Source organism: Bacillus sp. FSL K6-2819 (assembly GCF_038008305.1).
GTDB lineage: Bacteria > Bacillota > Bacilli > Bacillales > Bacillaceae > Bacillus > Bacillus amyloliquefaciens.
Genome location: NZ_JBBOYV010000001.1, coordinates 2,736,665 through 2,753,041 on the forward strand (window position 1 = coordinate 2,736,665; position 16,377 = coordinate 2,753,041).

General features: G+C 49.0%; 14 protein-coding genes. 6 read left to right on the forward strand and 8 right to left on the reverse strand.

Annotation, left to right across the window (positions count from 1 at the left end; translation table 11 throughout):
• Positions 1-87: 87 nt before the first annotated feature.
• Complete coding sequence (locus MHH91_RS14280; protein ID WP_014472154.1) at positions 88-765, forward strand: DUF2711 family protein; 678 nt, start codon at positions 88-90, stop codon at positions 763-765.
• Positions 766-905: 140 nt separating this feature from the next.
• Here MHH91_RS14280 and MHH91_RS14285 read toward each other — a convergent pair whose 3' ends face one another.
• The 5 genes from MHH91_RS14285 to zapA all read right to left on the reverse strand — a co-directional run bounded on the left by MHH91_RS14285 (position 906) and on the right by zapA (position 6,321).
• Complete coding sequence (locus MHH91_RS14285; RefSeq protein ID WP_003152541.1) at positions 906-1,310, reverse strand: DUF350 domain-containing protein; 405 nt, start codon at positions 1,308-1,310, stop codon at positions 906-908.
• Positions 1,311-1,326: 16 nt separating this feature from the next.
• Positions 1,327-3,684, reverse strand: coding sequence for an endonuclease MutS2 (locus MHH91_RS14290; RefSeq protein ID WP_014472156.1), 2,358 nt, complete (start codon positions 3,682-3,684; stop codon positions 1,327-1,329).
• A gap of 20 nt (positions 3,685-3,704) precedes the next feature.
• Positions 3,705-5,417 carry a DNA polymerase/3'-5' exonuclease PolX gene (gene polX / locus MHH91_RS14295; RefSeq protein ID WP_014472157.1) on the reverse strand — a complete coding sequence of 571 codons (1,713 nt, stop codon included), beginning with the start codon at positions 5,415-5,417 and terminating at the stop codon, positions 3,705-3,707.
• A gap of 105 nt (positions 5,418-5,522) precedes the next feature.
• Positions 5,523-6,056, reverse strand: a complete 534-nt coding sequence (locus MHH91_RS14300; RefSeq protein ID WP_013353113.1) for a CvpA family protein — start codon at positions 6,054-6,056, stop codon at positions 5,523-5,525.
• Between the two features lie 7 nt (positions 6,057-6,063).
• Positions 6,064-6,321 (reverse strand): cell division protein ZapA, encoded by a 258-nt coding sequence (gene zapA / locus MHH91_RS14305; protein ID WP_003152533.1) that lies wholly within the window; start codon positions 6,319-6,321, stop codon positions 6,064-6,066.
• Between the two features lie 133 nt (positions 6,322-6,454).
• Here zapA and rnhC point away from each other — a divergent pair, with 133 nt between their 5' ends.
• Positions 6,455-7,396 carry a ribonuclease HIII gene (gene rnhC / locus MHH91_RS14310; protein WP_013353114.1) on the forward strand — a complete coding sequence of 314 codons (942 nt, stop codon included), beginning with the start codon at positions 6,455-6,457 and terminating at the stop codon, positions 7,394-7,396.
• Between the two features lie 39 nt (positions 7,397-7,435).
• On the opposite strand, the gene pheT is transcribed toward rnhC, so the two are convergent.
• The 3 genes from pheT to MHH91_RS14325 form a co-directional block, all read right to left on the reverse strand.
• The gene (gene pheT / locus MHH91_RS14315) at positions 7,436-9,850 is read right to left on the reverse strand and encodes a phenylalanine--tRNA ligase subunit beta (protein ID WP_013353115.1); all 2,415 of its coding nucleotides are present in this window, start codon (positions 9,848-9,850) and stop codon (positions 7,436-7,438) included.
• A gap of 13 nt (positions 9,851-9,863) precedes the next feature.
• Positions 9,864-10,898: a phenylalanine--tRNA ligase subunit alpha gene (gene pheS / locus MHH91_RS14320; RefSeq protein WP_014470804.1), complete on the reverse strand. Its 1,035-nt coding sequence runs from the start codon at positions 10,896-10,898 to the stop codon at positions 9,864-9,866.
• Positions 10,899-11,258: 360 nt separating this feature from the next.
• A complete protein-coding gene (locus MHH91_RS14325; RefSeq protein ID WP_014470805.1) occupies positions 11,259-12,005 on the reverse strand; it encodes a TrmH family RNA methyltransferase in 747 nt (248 codons plus the stop codon).
• A gap of 120 nt (positions 12,006-12,125) precedes the next feature.
• Between MHH91_RS14325 and sspI the strand changes: the two genes are divergently transcribed.
• The 4 genes from sspI (at position 12,126) to MHH91_RS14345 (ending at position 16,324) form a co-directional block, all read left to right on the forward strand.
• The gene (sspI, locus tag MHH91_RS14330) at positions 12,126-12,341 is read left to right on the forward strand and encodes a small acid-soluble spore protein SspI (protein ID WP_013353118.1); all 216 of its coding nucleotides are present in this window, start codon (positions 12,126-12,128) and stop codon (positions 12,339-12,341) included.
• A 60-nt stretch (positions 12,342-12,401) separates the two neighbouring features.
• Positions 12,402-13,487 carry a CdaR family transcriptional regulator gene (locus MHH91_RS14335; protein ID WP_013353119.1) on the forward strand — a complete coding sequence of 362 codons (1,086 nt, stop codon included), beginning with the start codon at positions 12,402-12,404 and terminating at the stop codon, positions 13,485-13,487.
• Positions 13,488-13,586: 99 nt separating this feature from the next.
• Complete coding sequence (gene glcD, locus MHH91_RS14340; protein WP_014472159.1) at positions 13,587-14,999, forward strand: glycolate oxidase subunit GlcD; 1,413 nt, start codon at positions 13,587-13,589, stop codon at positions 14,997-14,999.
• Positions 14,996-16,324: a (Fe-S)-binding protein gene (locus tag MHH91_RS14345; RefSeq protein ID WP_340978129.1), complete on the forward strand. Its 1,329-nt coding sequence runs from the start codon at positions 14,996-14,998 to the stop codon at positions 16,322-16,324. The genes glcD and MHH91_RS14345 overlap by 4 nt, the downstream gene beginning before the upstream one ends.
• Positions 16,325-16,377 lie beyond the last annotated feature (53 nt).

Consider the following 16,377-nt stretch of genomic DNA (forward strand, 5'->3'; position numbering starts at 1 on the left):
TTTTCCTATACGCTATTATTATAGCAGAAGGCTGATTGGAATTGGAAAGCGTTTCATGTGAATTTTGACGTTCAGGAGGTGTTGTCTTTGCTGGAAACGATGCATTTTGAAGAGGGAGTTCCTATTCTGCGCCAGCTGCCGAAGCCGTTTACTTCAGCCGCCTTTTTGCTACATCCCTTTGTCCGAATGCCGGATGGGTGGGAAGAGCAAAAGCGCGAGCGGCCTTTTGAACATATTTATCCGAGTGATGAGGAGATCATCACAATGGGCAGACCCGTTTCCTGGAATACCGTCATGACCATTTGCGGACTGCGCTCTGAAAAAGAGACCGCGCTTGCGCTTATGACCGCTGTCATGGCGCTGCGGGATGAATATGCACAGCCTGAATCCGCCGAGCTGCTTAATCGGCTTCATCCTGCGGATCTGTACTTGCCGAGCGATGATGTCACTTCGCCATTTTTGATTCCGGGGCTCTTAGACGTGTTCCGTTCAAAAGGCATTGAGCGCTGCATTTATTATGAGCCGGTCGAAGAGAAAGGTATATTTTCGCTCAATCAAACGGCGCCTTTGGATGTATGCGGACTGCTGAAGGCTGACATGATCATTGCCGATGAAAAGCGCCGCGCCGCTTTTATGAGTATGTATGATTCTTTCGCGACACTCTTTCTCATGGAAGATCAAGACATGCCGTCTGTGATCCGCGCCATGAATTGGGAAGCGGTCATTTGCTCTGATACGACCTGCATAAACTGGTTTTCTCAATAAAAAAAGGCCACCGGATTTAGTTCGGCAGCCTTTTTTTCAGTATTAAGATGTCATGACCAGATAAATAAGTCCGATGAACAGAAAAATTCCCGCTGCCGACAGCAGCACTTTCGCAAGCTTCTCCATTTTTCCCCGTCCCCTTAAATCCCGGCGGCCACCACAAATGACAGGCCGACTGAGATGACAAATGAAATAAAGCCGACAGCTCTGTTATCTTTTTCAATTTCTTTATCAATTTTAAACCGGGGCGTCAGAAATTCAAAGATAAAATAGCTGATTAAAAGCATAATAAATCCGTATACGCCCCAGCCGATCATTTGCAGCAGCGAATTATGCTGGGCGATGCTGTGCTGAAAGACATTTGCGATCCCGAGAATTTTCCCTCCGGTCGCCATTGCAACCGCAAGATTGCCTTTTTGGATTTCCACCCAGTTTTTATAGGATGTCACCAATTCAAACACGGTCAGAAAAATGACAAGACACAGAACGGCTACACTGTAATAAGCCGCGATTTCAACAAGCTCATTTTCCCAAAAAGCATTCATGACGTTTACTCCCTTTTTATTTTAGTTCGACAATCGTTACGCCTGATCCTCCTTCTCCCGCTTCCCCGAACCGCGAGCTTTTCACGCTGCGGTGGTTTTTCAGAAGATCCTGCACCCCTTTTCGGAGGGCGCCTGTGCCTTTTCCGTGAATGATGGACACTCTCGGATAGCCGGCAAGCACCGCGTCATCTAAATATTTTTCGACGCGGCTGAGGGCATTTTCGTAACGCTCTCCCCGCAGGTCAAGTTCAAGGGACACGTGATAATCCTTCCCTTTTACGGCGGTGATGGCTTTTTCTTTTTTCGGTTCAGGAGCGGACTTGAGAAACTCAAGGTCTTTTTCCTTCACCTTCATTTTAAGGATGCCGATTTGGACATTCCATTCTTTCTCGCCGGTTTTTTCAAGCAGCGCCCCTTTTTGTCCGAATGTGAGCACCTTTACTTCGTCACCCGGCTTCAGCTCGCGTTTTTTCTCTGTTTTTCTTTCCGGCTGCTTTGATTTTTCAAAAGCCGGCATCGCGTCTCCGAGACGTTTTTTGGCATCAATCAGCTCGTGTTCCTTAAAGGATCTGTGTTCTTGCTTGATAGACCGGAGCTCGCGAATGATCTGTTCTGCTTCTTTTGCGGCGTCTTCCAGTTTTTCCGCTGCTTTTTGTTCGGCTTCTTCCATCAGTTTGTCTTTCTGGGCGTTCAGCTCAATGATTTGCTGCTGCAGCTCTTTATGCAGTTTTTCTGCTTCTTTTCTGATTGATTCGGTTTCAGAAAGCTCTTCATCCGCTCTTTTTTTACTTTGTTCAAGTGACGCGATCATCAGATCGACTTCATTGTGTTCGGCGGTCATTTCTGACTTCGCCTGGCCGATGATATGCTCCGGCAGGCCGAGGCGTCTTGAGATTTCAAAAGCGTTGCTTCGGCCCGGCACTCCGATCAGGAGCTTGTAGGTCGGCGAAAGCGTTTCAATATCAAATTCAACGCTTGCATTCATGACGCCTTGTCTGTTATATCCGTATGCTTTCAGCTCCGGATAATGGGTTGTCGCAAGCACTCTGGCGTTTGTCCGGTGGACTTCGTCAAGAATGCTCATGGCAAGCGCCGCCCCTTCCTGCGGGTCGGTTCCGGCACCGAGTTCATCAAACAGCACAAGACTGTTTTCGGACACGTCTTTTAAAATACTGACGATATTGACCATGTGAGATGAGAACGTACTCAGGCTTTGTTCGATCGACTGTTCATCACCGATATCGGCAAAAACATGATCAAATACGGCGGCTTCCGATCCTTCATCAGCCGGTATGTGCAGTCCTGCCTGCGCCATTATCGTCAGCAGCCCGAGCGTTTTTAACGTAACGGTTTTACCGCCCGTATTCGGACCCGTGATAACGATCGTCGTATAATCTCCGCCCAGTTCAATGTCGTTGGCCACGACTTGATCTTGAGGCAGCAGCGGATGGCGCGCTTTTTTCAGACGGATAAAGCCGTCTCCGTTCATAAACGGTTTTGTCGCCTTCATCGCTTTTGCGTATCTCGCTTTTGCGAAAATGAAATCCAGCGTCTGCAGCACTTCCACATTTTGAACAATCTCTTGTGTGTGTTCAGCCGTATGCTCCGTCAGCATCCGGAGAATCCGTTCGATTTCCTGTTTTTCTTTCACCTTCGCCTGCTGAAGCGAGTTGTTCATATCGACGATCGCCTGCGGTTCAATAAACAGCGTCGCACCTGATGAAGAAGTATCATGCACGATCCCGCCGTAGCTTGATCTGTATTCCTGTTTGACCGGAATGACAAAGCGGTCATTCCGAATCGTAACGATCGTGTCAGACAGCATTTTTGAAGCGGAAGATGAACGCAGCATCGATTCAAGCCGGTCTCTCACTCTTGATTCAAGCGTTCTGAGCTGCGTGCGGATTCCTCTTAAAGCGGGAGATGCATGATCAAGCACTTCGCCGTGATCATCAATGCAGGAATTAATCTCCCTTTCCAAATCGCCCAATGTAATCAGCTCTTCTGCATGGGCCTGGATCAGCGGAATGCTGACGCCGTCTTCTGTCATTTGACTGATAAAGTGCTTCATTTGCTTAACGGCATACAGCAGCCCGGACAATTCGGTGAATTCCGCCGGGGTCAGCACGCTGCCGATTTCCGCCCGACGCAAAGCCGATCTTATATCGGTCAGACCGCCGAACGGAGCATGGCCTCTTAAGCGCATGATCGCGGATGCTTCTTCGACTTCATCCAGCTGTTTTTGGATGTCGGCGAGATCAGTCAAAGGCTTCAGCTGCAGAAGCTTTTCCCGGCCGAGCGATGAGGCGGCATGTGCGGTAATCTGTTCTTTTACTTTATGAAATTCAAGTGATGATAACACTTTTTGCTGCACGGTTTTGTGGTCCTCCTTACTTAATCATTGCGCGTCAGAAATGCTTTGACCTCATGTAGCGGCCGGGCGTTTAAAACATTCTTTGTTTCTGTCCAGCCTTTGCGCGCAGCGGTCACGCCCGTTTTCATGTCATCGAGCATCTCTATATTATGGGCATCCGTATTAATGACCAAAGTCACGCCTTTTTCGTTTGCTTTGATCAGATGCTCAGTCCGTAAATCGAGGCGCGCGGGGTTTGCATTCAGTTCAAGCGCCGTATTTGTTTTGGCGGCGAGTTCAATCAGCATGTCGATGTCGACTTCATAGCCGGCCCGTCTTCCGATCAGCCGTCCCGTCGGGTGGGCGATAATATCCACGTGCTTATTCGTCAGCGCCTGTTCAAGCCGTTTCATAATGACATGTTCCGGCTGGCTGAAGCTTGAATGAATAGACGCGATGACAAGATCCATTTCAGACAGGACACTGTCATCATAATCAAGTGAGCCGTCGGGGAGAATGTCCATTTCCACGCCTTTAAAGATATGGAAGTTTTCAAACTCGGCGTTCAACGCGTCAATTTCTTCCGCTTGTTTTCTGAGCCGTTCGGCCGTTAACCCATTGGCCACCTTTAAATATTGGGAATGATCGGTGATCGCCATGTACTGATAACCTTTTGCCATACACGCTTCTGCCATTTCCCTGATAGAAAAAGCGCCGTCACTCCAAGCTGAGTGCATATGGAGATCGCCTTTTATCTCTTTTTGCTCCACAAGGTCCGTTTCTTCCCGATACGTGTCGACCTCCTGCCCGCTTTCTCTGAGCTCCGGAGGAATAAACGGCAGACCGAAGTGGGCGTAAAAGGCTTCTTCGCTCGGGAAAGTTTTGACTTCTCCCGTTTCTATCGTTTCAACCCCGTATTCGCTGATCCGTTCACCGCGCTCTTTTGCCAGCTGGCGCATTCTAATGTTGTGATCTTTGGAGCCCGTAAAATGATGCAGTGTGGTCGCAAACTGCTCCTCTGTCACAAGCCGGAAATCCACACTCGTCTCATATTCAAAGGTCAGGATGACTGATACCTTTGTATCCCCGCTCGCTATCACGTCTTTTACGTTCGGCAGGGACAGAAGCTGGTCTCTGACAGCCGCCGGGTGATCTGTGGCGATAATGTAATCCAGATCTTTTACGGTTTCCCGCGCTCTTCTGAGACTGCCGGCACGGGAATATTTCTGAATATCCGTCAGCCCGGCCAAATGTTCTTCAATCACTGAAGCAATGCTGAGCGCATAGCCGATCGGAAAACGTTCAGGCTGTTTTCCGGCTTCTCCGAGAGCCTGGAGGATTTTCTCCTCTGTTTTTTTGCCGAAACCGGCGAGGCCCTGTACTTTTTGCTGCTCGCATGCTTCTTTCAGCGATTCCGCGTCATGAACGCCCAGCTCTTGATACAGCTTGGCGATTTTCTTGCCGCCGAGGCCCGGAAGCTTCAACAAAGGAACCAAGCCTTCAGGGACTTCTTTCTGCAATTGGAGAAGCGTGCCGGACACGCCTTCCTGCATATATTCACGAATGACGCTATAAGTGCCTTTTCCGATGCCGGATAAAGACATCATGTCGTCGATTTCCGACAGGCTGCGGTCATCCTGCTCAAGCGCCGTTGCCGCTTTTCGGAAGGCTGATATTTTAAACGGGTTGTCCCCTTTCAGTTCCATATAGACCGCAATCGTTTCAAGCAGCCTGATAATATCTTTTTTATGCATACTGTTAACCCCCAGTCGTTTCCTGCTTTTCATCATACAAATTTTTCTCCTCCTGCACAACTGACGCAGAGCTTGAAAAAAACTTCTCCGGTCAAGAGAAGTTTTTTATGCCCCGTACTGGGCCCACAGTTCTTGCAGAAGCCCTGACAGATACGGCGTATGATGTGTGATGATATCCGCAAGCGTTGATTGTGCGAGCATATCTTGAAGCGCGCTTACAGGCAGTACGGATGCGACGTATAACAGGATAAACGCAAATAGATAGACTTCCAGAAACCCGAGCACCCCGCCAAGCAGTTTGTTGATCTGTTTAATGACCGGAATGCTGGCGATGATATTAAGGGCCGCTCCGATAATCCGGAGCAGAATCTTTGCGATGATAAACAAAATGACAAACGCGATCGCATTGTAATAAGCCGTCTCTACGTTTCCATTAATAAAAGAAAGAGCCGCCTGGCCGCCGGAAAAATCAGGCGCAGGTATAAAGCTCAAATGCGGCGCAAGGTTTTTGTAAAAAAGCGCCGCAAACGCAATCGAAAGGATAAAACTCGTTAAATATATAAATTGGAGGATAAATCCTCTCTTCAATCCAAGCAATGTGCCCATCAAGAGCAAAACTAAGATGATGATATCTATCATATGGTGTTCATTCCTTTTCTTTAAGCTGCCGCTCCAGTATTTCATATTTTTCTTGCAGTTTCATATAATCATGCACGACATTGACCGCAGTCAAAACAGCGAGCTTATTTATATCAAGATATGGATTTTTCTCGTTGATTTCTCTCATTTTATCATCAACCATTCCGGCCACATGACGCATGTGCGCTTTGCTTTCTTCCCCGATAATGGTGAAGTGCTGGCCGTAAATGTTAACTGTCGTTTTGGTTTTTTTGCCGTCAGACAACGTTTCTCCTCCATTCCGCGAGAATCCTAGTTCCTATCATACCACGATTATCGTTTGAATGGAAAGACGAGCCTCGGGCTGTTATGATACACTGGTATATACAGTGAAAAGTGCCAAAAAAGGAGATTATATCGTGTCCCATTCTGTTATAAAAGTATCCGCTTCCGCTATAGAACAAATGAAACATTCCTATGCCGGCTCCCTTACTTCCGCCGTTCCGCAGGGCGCCGTCTTCCAGGCTAAGCCTCCGGGCTGTACCATTACAGCCTACCGTTCGGGCAAGGTTCTCTTTCAAGGAAGAAACGCCGGCACAGAAGCGGCCCGCTGGGGAACGGCTGAGGCGCCGAAGGCAAAGAAAACCGTCAAAAAAGCGGCCGATCCGATCTACGCTCCCCCGGCGGGCATTGCGTCCATGTCGGTGATCGGCTCAGATGAGGTCGGAACAGGCGATTATTTCGGGCCGATAACGGTTGCCTGCGCCTACGCCGACAAAACAAAGCTTTCTTTAATGAAAGAACTGGGCGTCAAGGATTCGAAGGATTTAAAAGATCCGCAGATTATTGAAATCGCCAAACTGTTAATTAAAACCATTCCCTACAGCCTGCTTGTGTTAAAAAACGAAAAATACAATCAGATGCAGGAAAAAGGCATGAGTCAAGGAAAAATGAAGGCGCTCCTTCATAATCAGGCGATTTCCAACCTGCTGAAAAAAATGAACGGCGTCAAACCGGAAGCGATTCTGATTGACCAATTCGCAGAGCCTGGCATTTATTTTAAGCATCTTTCCGGGCGGGATATCGTAAAAGAAAAAACGTTTTTCAGCACGAAGGCGGAAAGCATACACCTTTCCGTCGCCGCAGCCTCTATCATCGCGCGATATTCTTTCTTACTTGAAATGGATAAGCTTTCCCGTGAAGCCGGGATGACGATCCCCAAAGGCGCGGGGCCGCACGTCGATGAAGCTGCCGCCAAGCTGATCATCAATAAGGGAGAAGATGCGCTCAGAACATTCACCAAACTTCATTTTGCCAATACGCAAAAGGCGAAGCGTCTTGTCGAACGGAAGCGGTCATAATAAAAAAAAGCTTGCAGAGTGATCTGCAAGCTTTTTTCTTTAGCCTCTTAATACGGCCTGATACGTTTCTTCCAACGCCTTCAGCACGTTTTCATGGACTTTTGTCACTTCTTCTTCTGTCAATGTTTGTTCAGGATTAACATATTGAAGCGAGAAGGCGACGGATTTTTTGCCCTCTTCCATATGCTCGCCTTCGTACACATCGAAGACGGTGACTTCTTTCAACAGCGCGCCGCCGGCATCTTTGATAACGGCTTCGAGCTGTCCGCTTGTAACGGTTTTATCTGCAACAAGCGCGATGTCACGCGTGACGGACGGGTATTTCGGAATCGCCGTGTACACGAGAGGTTCTGTTTCTTCGGTCAGAAGCGCGTGCAGATCAAGCTCGAACACATACGTTTCTTTGATATCCAGCTCTTTTTCCATTGCCGGGTGCACCTGTCCGATAAATCCGGCAAGTGAGCCGTTCAAAAGAATGTTTGCGGTCCGGCCGGGATGCATGTTTTTGCGTTCTGACTGGACAAATTCAATCCGGTCTGACACATTCAATTGATGCAGCAGGCCTTCAACGATACCTTTGACAACGAAGAAATCAACCGGCTTTTTCTCACCCTGCCATAAGTTTTTGCGCCATAATCCGGTTACAGCTCCGGCAACCCGTTCTTTTTCAACAGGTTTTGTATTTTCTTCCTTCGTCAGAAATACAGAACCCGTTTCGTATAAAGCAACGGAATCAGTCTGTCTGGCCAGGTTGTATGAAACAGCTTCAAGCAGATTCGGCACGAGGCTGTGTCTGAGAATGCTTCTTTCTTCGCTCATCGGCAGAGCCAGCATCGTGTTGAATGATTTTTCGATCGCAAAAGCGGCCGCTTTTTTATCATTAGTCAATGAATAAGTGGTCGCTTGAGAAAGACCCGCTCCTTCAAGGAAACGTCTCACTTTCCGGCGTTTTGCCTGATACGGGGTCAAGCCGCCTGTCGTGCCGGCCGTTTCCGGAAGCGTGGACGGAATATTGTCATACCCGTATAATCTTGCCGCTTCTTCAATCAGGTCTTCTTCGATTTTAATATCTCCGCGGCGTGACGGCACCGTTACAACGAGAACGTCTTCAGCTTCACCGACTGCAAAACCGAGCCGCTTGTAAATGCTGATGATTTCTTCCTTAGCGATTGTCATGCCGAGCACGGCGTTCACTTTTTCAACTGACACGTGAATGTTGTTCGCTTCGATTTTCAGATGGTTTTCTTCAACCGTGCCTGACAGCACTTCTCCGCCTGCATACGCCTGAATGAGGCTGCAGGCCCGTTCAGCTGCAAGCAGAACGCGTGCCGGGTCAATGCCTTTTTCATATCTGGCGCTCGCTTCGCTTCTCAGCCCGAGGTCTCTCGACGCTTTGCGGACGGTCTGTCCGTCGAAATAAGCGGCTTCCAGTAAAATCGAGGTGGTGTCTTCACGGACTTCAGACTCGGCTCCGCCCATAACTCCCGCGACTGCTTGCGCCTTTTTTCCGTTTGTGATGACCAAATGGCTGCTTGACAGCTTGCGCTCCTGTTCATCGAGCGTCACGATGGTTTCGTTTTCCGCCGCTTTTCTGACAACGACCTCTTTTGAACCGAACCGGTCGTAATCGAAAGCGTGAAGCGGCTGGCCGTATTCAAGCAGGACGAAGTTTGTAATGTCCACGACGTTATTATGCGGGCGGATGCCTGCATTCATCAGCTTCGTCTGCATCCAAAGCGGTGACGGGCCGATTTTGACGTTTTTAATGATTTTCGCGGCGTAATGCGGGTTGGCCTGCGTATCTTCAATCTTGACGGAAACAGCGTCCGCCGCTTTTTCTGCCGCTGTTTCATATGAAGTCTCCGGAAGCTTTACCTCTGCGCCAAGGATAGCCGCGACTTCATAAGCTACGCCAAGCATGTTCATCGCGTCGGCGCGGTTCGGCGTTAAGCCCAATTCTAAAATCGCATCGTCAAGCTGAAGGGCCGCCATTGCGTCAGCTCCCGTTTCAGCATCATTCGGAAACACGAAAATGCCTTCCGCATATTCTTTCGCCACGAGCTTGCTTTCAATGCCGAGCTCCTGAAGGGAACAGATCATGCCGTGAGATGCCTCGCCGCGAAGCTTGGCTTTTTTAATTTTGAAATTGCCGGGAAGCACGGCTCCGACCGTTGCAACGGCAACCTTCTGTCCTTTATCAACATTCGGGGCGCCGCAGATAATCTGCACGGGTTCCTCCGCACCGATATCGACAAGGCATTTGTTGAGTTTGTCGGCATTCGGGTGCTGTTCACGTTCAAGCACGTGTCCGATGACAACGCCTTTTACGCCTTCCCCTTTATACTCGATACCTTCAACTTCAATACCGGCTCTTGTAATTTTTTCTGCAAGCACGGCCGGGTCGATTCCCTGCAAGTCAACGTAATCTTCTAACCATTTATAAGAAACAAACATGTGTATCCTCCTCTTACGCCTGTTTAAACTGCGAAATGAATCTGACATCATTGGTATAGAAATGGCGGATATCTTCAATGCCGTATTTCAGCATCGCGATACGTTCAACACCCATTCCGAAAGCAAAACCCTGGTACTCTTCAGGATTGAACCCGGCCATTTTCAGCACGTTCGGGTGAACCATGCCGGCGCCGAGAATTTCGATCCAGCCTGTTTTTTTGCAGACGGAGCAGCCTTGTCCGCCGCACTTAAAGCAGGTCACATCCACTTCGACAGAAGGCTCTGTGAATGGGAAGAAGCTCGGACGGAGCCTGATTTCACGGTCTTGGCCGAACATTTTTTTCGCGACCAATTCAAGCGTGCCTTTCAGGTCGCTCATGCTGATTTTGCGGTCCACGACGAGACCCTCGATCTGCATGAACTGATGGGAATGTGTCGCGTCATCGTTGTCACGGCGATACACTTTACCGGGACAAATGATTTTGACGGGGCCTTTTCCTTTATGTTTTTCCATCGTGCGTGTCTGCACCGGTGACGTCTGCGTTCTCATCAGCATTTCTTCTGTAATGTAAAAGCTGTCCTGCATGTCGCGGGCCGGATGTTCCTTCGGCAGATTCAGCGCTTCGAAGTTATAATAATCCGTTTCCACTTCAGGGCCTTCTTCTACGGTATATCCCATACCGATAAATAAATCTTCAATTTCTTCAATAACGACCGTCAGCGGATGGCGTCCGCCGATGTTTACCGGACTGCCAGGCAATGTGACATCAATCGTCTGACTGCTGAGTTTTTTATTCATCTCTTCTTGTTCAAGCTGTTCATTTTTCGCCGTTATGGCTGCTGCAATGCGCTCTCTCACTTCATTGGCGAGGGCTCCCATTTTCGGGCGCTCTTCGGCGGACAGTTTGCCCATGCCGCGGAGAACTTCTGTAATCGGCCCTTTTTTTCCGAGATATTGCACCCGAATATCGTTAACTTCTTTTAATGAACCAGCCGCTTCTACTTTTTCTGCAGCTTCCAGTTCGAGCTGTTTAAGCTTCTCTTCCATCATGCATCCTCCTTTTATGTAAACCAAACCGTTCTATGCCTTTTTCAGAAAACAAAAAAACCCGCCCCTTAGAGAAGGGACGAGTTGTGGCCGCGGTACCACCCTTTTTAAGGCAGACTTCATCTGCCGAAAGCTTCATTGACATAACGGAAACGATCGTTCCGGTTCACCTTTACGCGCGTTTGGCGCGGTCCCGGTGACAACTCGAGAGGTGAAAATCAATTTCTGTGCTGCGATAAAAATGCTTTCAGTCAGCGGCATTTTCTCCCTGGAAGGCAGTGTGTGCAAAAATTGACGTCCTCTGTCACGGTTTTTACATTATTGCTATCTATTATAGTGAAATTCGCGGCTTTGCGCAACCTATCCTCTAAGATGATATACGAGGATTGCGGCCGCTACCGCCACATTCAGCGATTCCGCCTGTCCGTACAACGGAACATACAGGTTGAGATCTGTTTTTTGCAGAAGGCCGGCGTCCACTCCCGCTCCCTCGTTCCCGACGATTAACGCGAACGATTCTTCAGGCTTCACGCTTTGATAAACCGCACCGTTTTCAAGCGCCGTGCCGTAGATCGCGACACCTTGTGATTTCAGCTCATCGATAAACTCATCAAGCGGACGTTTCAAAATGGGAATATGAAAGTGAGATCCTTGGGCAGAACGCAGCGTTTTTCCGCTGTATGGATCTGCCGTCCCGTCACCAAGGACAACGGCGTCGATACCCGCCGCATCCGCCGTTCTGATCATTGTTCCTAAATTCCCCGGGTCCTGCACGGCATCAATCAGAAGGAGCCGCTTCAGCGGATCAGGCTTCTCTTCCGGCATATGGCAGACTGCGGCGATCCGCTGCGGCGTTTCCGTTTCCGTCACGGCTGAAAACGCGTCTTCGCTCAGCACATAACAAGGAATGCTCATGTCCAGATCGGCTGGGATGGCGCTCTCATCTTTTACGAGAATTTCTTTTACCGTTCCCTTTGATTTGAGCGCTTCTTCTGCCAGATGCTCTCCTTCTATCAGAAATGTATTCGTTTTAAGTCTCTCTTTTTTTGTGTGAAGTTTTTTCCAGTCCTTCACTTTTTGGTTTTTTGCAGAGTCGATTCGTTTCACTTTATTTCTGTGCTCTCCTTTTTTCATGCATGTTGTTATTATATCTCAAGAACAGCACATAATAAACCGCGTGCGCGGTAAGAATATGCGTATCACAATCAGGAAAAAGGAGCGGTTGTAATGGATCTTAATTTACGCAACGCCGTTATTGCCAATGTAACCGGCAATAACCAAGACCAGCTGGAGCACACTATCGTTGACGCCATCCAAAGCGGTGAAGAAAAAATGCTTCCGGGCCTCGGCGTATTATTCGAAGTTCTTTGGCAGCATGCGTCAGAATCAGAAAAAAATGAAATGCTCAAAACACTTGAAGGCGGATTAAAGCCTGCGCAATAAGCATGAACCGGGTGATGGCACACCCGGTTTTTTTGTATAATAACGGCGAGGGGGATCGCCATGCAGTTACAGCCGGAACTGGCAAAGAAATTGATTGCCGAAGTCAAACACATGTACAGCCGCGAAGTGATTATTGCCGATACAAAAGGAATGATCATCGCCGGCACCAACGAAGCGCGCGCCGGATGTTTTCATGAAGGCGCACTGATCTGCGCGCGCGAAAAACGGAATGTCATCATCACGAAAGAAGATGAAAAACGGCTCGAGGGCGTAAAAGCAGGACTGAACCTCCCCGTTTTTTCGGGTCATGAGGTGATCGGAGTATTCGGTCTGACAGGAAACCCTGACGATATCCTGCCTTTCGGAGAATTGCTCAGAAAAATGACAGAGCTGTTTATTAAAGAAACGCGCCACATGGAAGAAGCGCAGTGGCGTGCGAGAATGCTTGAATCTTTTATGGTTGATTGGCTGCAGTTAAAAGAATGGTCCCCGGGCTTTATAGAAAAAGCAAAGCTCCTCGGCGCAGATCTGCATTCACACCGCCGGATCATACTCATTCAAGACCGTTATAAGCAATATAAAGCAGAAGAGCTCAGGCGAATCTGGCAGAACGAATGCCCTGAAGACCTGTTTGTCCGCTGGGGAAATGAACGCATTCTCATTAATCATGAAACAAATTCAAGTTCCAAACAGCAGCTGATCAAAAGAATCGGCGCTGTTTTTGGGCAGCCTGTCACGGCCGGCATCGGTCGGATTGTTCCGGGAGAGCGCCTCACGGAATCATACGGACAGGCGGAGAAAGCTCTTTCGGCAGGCATTGCTGACAAGCAGGCCGTCTTTGAAGAAGATTTAAAACTGGATATGTGTCTTGCCGAAATTGCGCCCGGCACACGGTCGGAATTTTCACGCCGTGTTCTCAAGCATGTGCTCGGCCGTGAAGAACTTCTGGATACGCTGCGCGCCTTTTTCAACCGGCAATTATCGTTAAAGCGCACCGCTAGCGACATGCACATTCATATTAATACATTGCGCTACCGTCTTTCCAAACTGGAATCATTGACAAATATGAAGCTTGACCGCCCTGAAGACATTACGGCTTTTTATTTGGCGCTTCGCTTTTTAGACCAACATACAAAAAACACGTAATCTCATCGTCATTTTTCATATGTTTCTCCATAGTGCGCGGAATCATTTTTCTTTACAATTAAATGAAAACGCTTTTCTAATCAGGGAGGTTGGGAGAATATGATTTCACGAGAGGCAAAGGAACAGTTCATTCTGGCGGTCGGAGAGGAGAATTATGATGATTCGGCGGCGGGGCGTCTTGTGTATTCGTACGATGCGGCCCCTCAGCTGCAGGCCATGCCGGATGCGGTAATAGCCCCCCGCTGCGCGGATGACGTATCACGTATACTAACGATTTGCAGCAGGTATGACATTCCGATCGTGCCGAGGGGTTCAGGCACAAACTTATGCGGCGGCACATGTCCGTCTGAAGGCGGTCTTGTTCTTTTATTCAAACATATGAACCGCATTCTCGAAATTGATGAAGAAAATTTGACGGCAACCGTACAGCCTGGTGTGATTACGCAAGATATGATCCATGCGGTGGAACGAAAAGGTTTATTTTATCCGCCTGATCCGAGCAGCATGAAAATATCGACCATCGGCGGGAATATTAATGAAAATTCCGGCGGGCTGCGCGGACTGAAGTACGGCGTCACCCGGGATTATGTGCTCGGCCTTGAAGCGGTCCTGGCATCAGGCGATATCATCCGCACAGGCGGAAAGCTGACAAAGGATGTTGCAGGTTATGATCTGACAAGGCTTTTTGTCGGATCTGAGGGAACGCTCGGCATTGTGACCGAAGCGACTTTAAAGCTTGTTCCGAAGCCGGAAACGAAAAAAACGCTGCTCGCACTCTATGAACATATTGAAGCGGCTGCGGAATCTGTTTCTGCCATTATTGCTGAAAAAATCATTCCAGCGACACTCGAATTTCTGGATCAGCCGACACTGCAGGTCATTGAAGATTACGTCAAGATCGGGCTTCCGACCGACGCAAAAGCCGTCCTGCTGATCGAACAGGACGGTGACAGCGATACGGTCAGACGCGATATGGAAAAAATCGAAGCCATCTGTAAAAACGGAGCCGCCGCATCGGTCCAAACGGCTGAAACCGAGGAGGAGGCATTCGCCCTTACAGAGGCCAGAAGATCCGCATTATCAGCTCTTGCCAGACTGAAACCGACAACAATTCTGGAAGATGCGACCGTGCCCAGGTCACAAATTGCCAGCATGGTCAGAGCCATTAACGAGATTGCAGAAACATACGGCTTGTCCATCTGTACTTTCGGCCATGCAGGCGACGGCAACCTTCATCCGACGTGCACCACCGAAATCAGAAATAAAGAGGAAATGGAACGTGTCGAAAAAGCCTTTGCCGCCATTTTTGAGAAAGCGATTGAGCTGGGCGGAACGATAACGGGTGAACACGGGGTCGGCATCGTGAAAGCGCCGTATTTAGAAATGAAGCTGAAAACAGAAGGCATCACCGCAATGAAAGCCATCAAACAAGCGCTCGATCCCCAAAACCTGCTGAATCCGGGCAAAATATTCGCCAATTCATCAAGGAAACGCGTGGTGGTGATGAAATGACAACAGCTAAAGAACAGAAGCAAATTCAAAAAGAATTCAAAAGCCGGATGGATGAAGGTGAATTGCTGAACTGTATGCGCTGCGGCTTCTGTCTTCCTTCCTGTCCGACCTATATAGAATCGGGATTTCAAGAATCCCATTCGCCGCGCGGCCGGATCGCCCTGATGAAAGCCGTCACAGACGGACTGATCGAGCCGGATGAAGATGTCGAGCGCTCACTTTCGCTGTGTCTCGGATGCCGGGCATGCGAACCCGTTTGTCCCGCAGGGGTTAATTACGGACAGCTGCTTGAAGAAGCAAGGGATATCATTCATCAAAATAAAAAACATAAGCCGGGCGTACGCCTTTTGCGGAAAGCCGCCTTTACCGGGCTTTTCCCTCATCAAAACCGCATGCAGAAAGCGGCAAACCTTCTCGGGATATATCAAAGGTCGGGATTGCAGGCCGCCGTCAGAAAAACCGGTATGCTGTGCGTTTTGCCTGAGCATCTGCGCACAATGGAACAAGTGCTTCCGCCCGTCCCGAAACGGAAAGACATGAAGGAACGGCCGCGTTTTCTTCCTGCCGCGGGCTCCGTTAAAAAACGGGCCGCTTTTTTCTCGGGCTGCTTAATGGATACGATGTTTTTAGCGACAAATCATGCGACAACTGCGCTGTTACAGGCGGCCGGATGTGAAATCGCGGTTCCGGAGGGTCAGGCGTGCTGCGGCGCGCTTCACGGGCACAGCGGAGAAAAAGAGACGGGAAAAGAACTCGCCAAGCGGAATATCGCGGCCTTTGAGGCGCTTGACGCTGATTATATCATTACAAACGCCGGCGGATGCGGCGCCTTTCTTCAGGAATATCCGCATTTACTAAAAGATGAACCTGAATGGGCGGAGCGCGCAAAACAATTCGTCCGGAAGCTCAAAGATTTTTCATCCGTACTGGTTGAACTGAAGTTCCATCAAAGGGACCTACGGGCGCGGTCCCCTCATATCGTCACATATCAGGACTCCTGCCATCTCCGCAATGTGATGCATACGTCAGAAGAGCCGCGCACGCTTTTGAAAAGCATTAAAGGGGCTGAGTTCAGAGAAATGGAAAAGGCCGACAGCTGCTGCGGGTCGGCGGGAATTTATAATATAACAGAATCAGAAATGTCTATGAAAATATTAGACAGCAAGATGAAAGCTGCCGGAAAAACGGAAGCGGCCGTCATCGTGACAGCCAACCCCGGATGCCTTCTGCAAATGCAGCTCGGCATCTTGCGTGAAGGCATAACAGACCGTGTCCGCGCGGTACATTTGGCGGATTACCTTCTGGAAGCGGCGGATTTGTCCTAAACCGAAAGCAGAGAGACCGATCGGCTCTCTGCTTTTATGATGCTGCAATGTTC

Bases quoted from the DNA above. Each gene is read 5' to 3' on its own strand.
- MHH91_RS14345 (WP_340978129.1), top strand. From the start codon at position 14,996: ATGACAACAGCTAAAGAACAGAAGCAAATTCAAAAAGAATTCAAAAGC.
- MHH91_RS14335 (WP_013353119.1), top strand. From the start codon at position 12,402: ATGCAGTTACAGCCGGAACTGGCAAAGAAATTGATTGCCGAAGTCAAA.
- pheS (WP_014470804.1), bottom strand. From the start codon at position 10,898: ATGGAAGAGAAGCTTAAACAGCTCGAACTGGAAGCTGCAGAAAAAGTA.
- MHH91_RS14300 (WP_013353113.1), bottom strand. From the start codon at position 6,056: ATGATAGATATCATCATCTTAGTTTTGCTCTTGATGGGCACATTGCTT.
- glcD (WP_014472159.1), top strand. From the start codon at position 13,587: ATGATTTCACGAGAGGCAAAGGAACAGTTCATTCTGGCGGTCGGAGAG.
- sspI (WP_013353118.1), top strand. From the start codon at position 12,126: ATGGATCTTAATTTACGCAACGCCGTTATTGCCAATGTAACCGGCAAT.
- polX (WP_014472157.1), bottom strand. From the start codon at position 5,417: ATGCATAAAAAAGATATTATCAGGCTGCTTGAAACGATTGCGGTCTAT.
- MHH91_RS14285 (WP_003152541.1), bottom strand. From the start codon at position 1,310: ATGAATGCTTTTTGGGAAAATGAGCTTGTTGAAATCGCGGCTTATTAC.
- pheT (WP_013353115.1), bottom strand. From the start codon at position 9,850: ATGTTTGTTTCTTATAAATGGTTAGAAGATTACGTTGACTTGCAGGGA.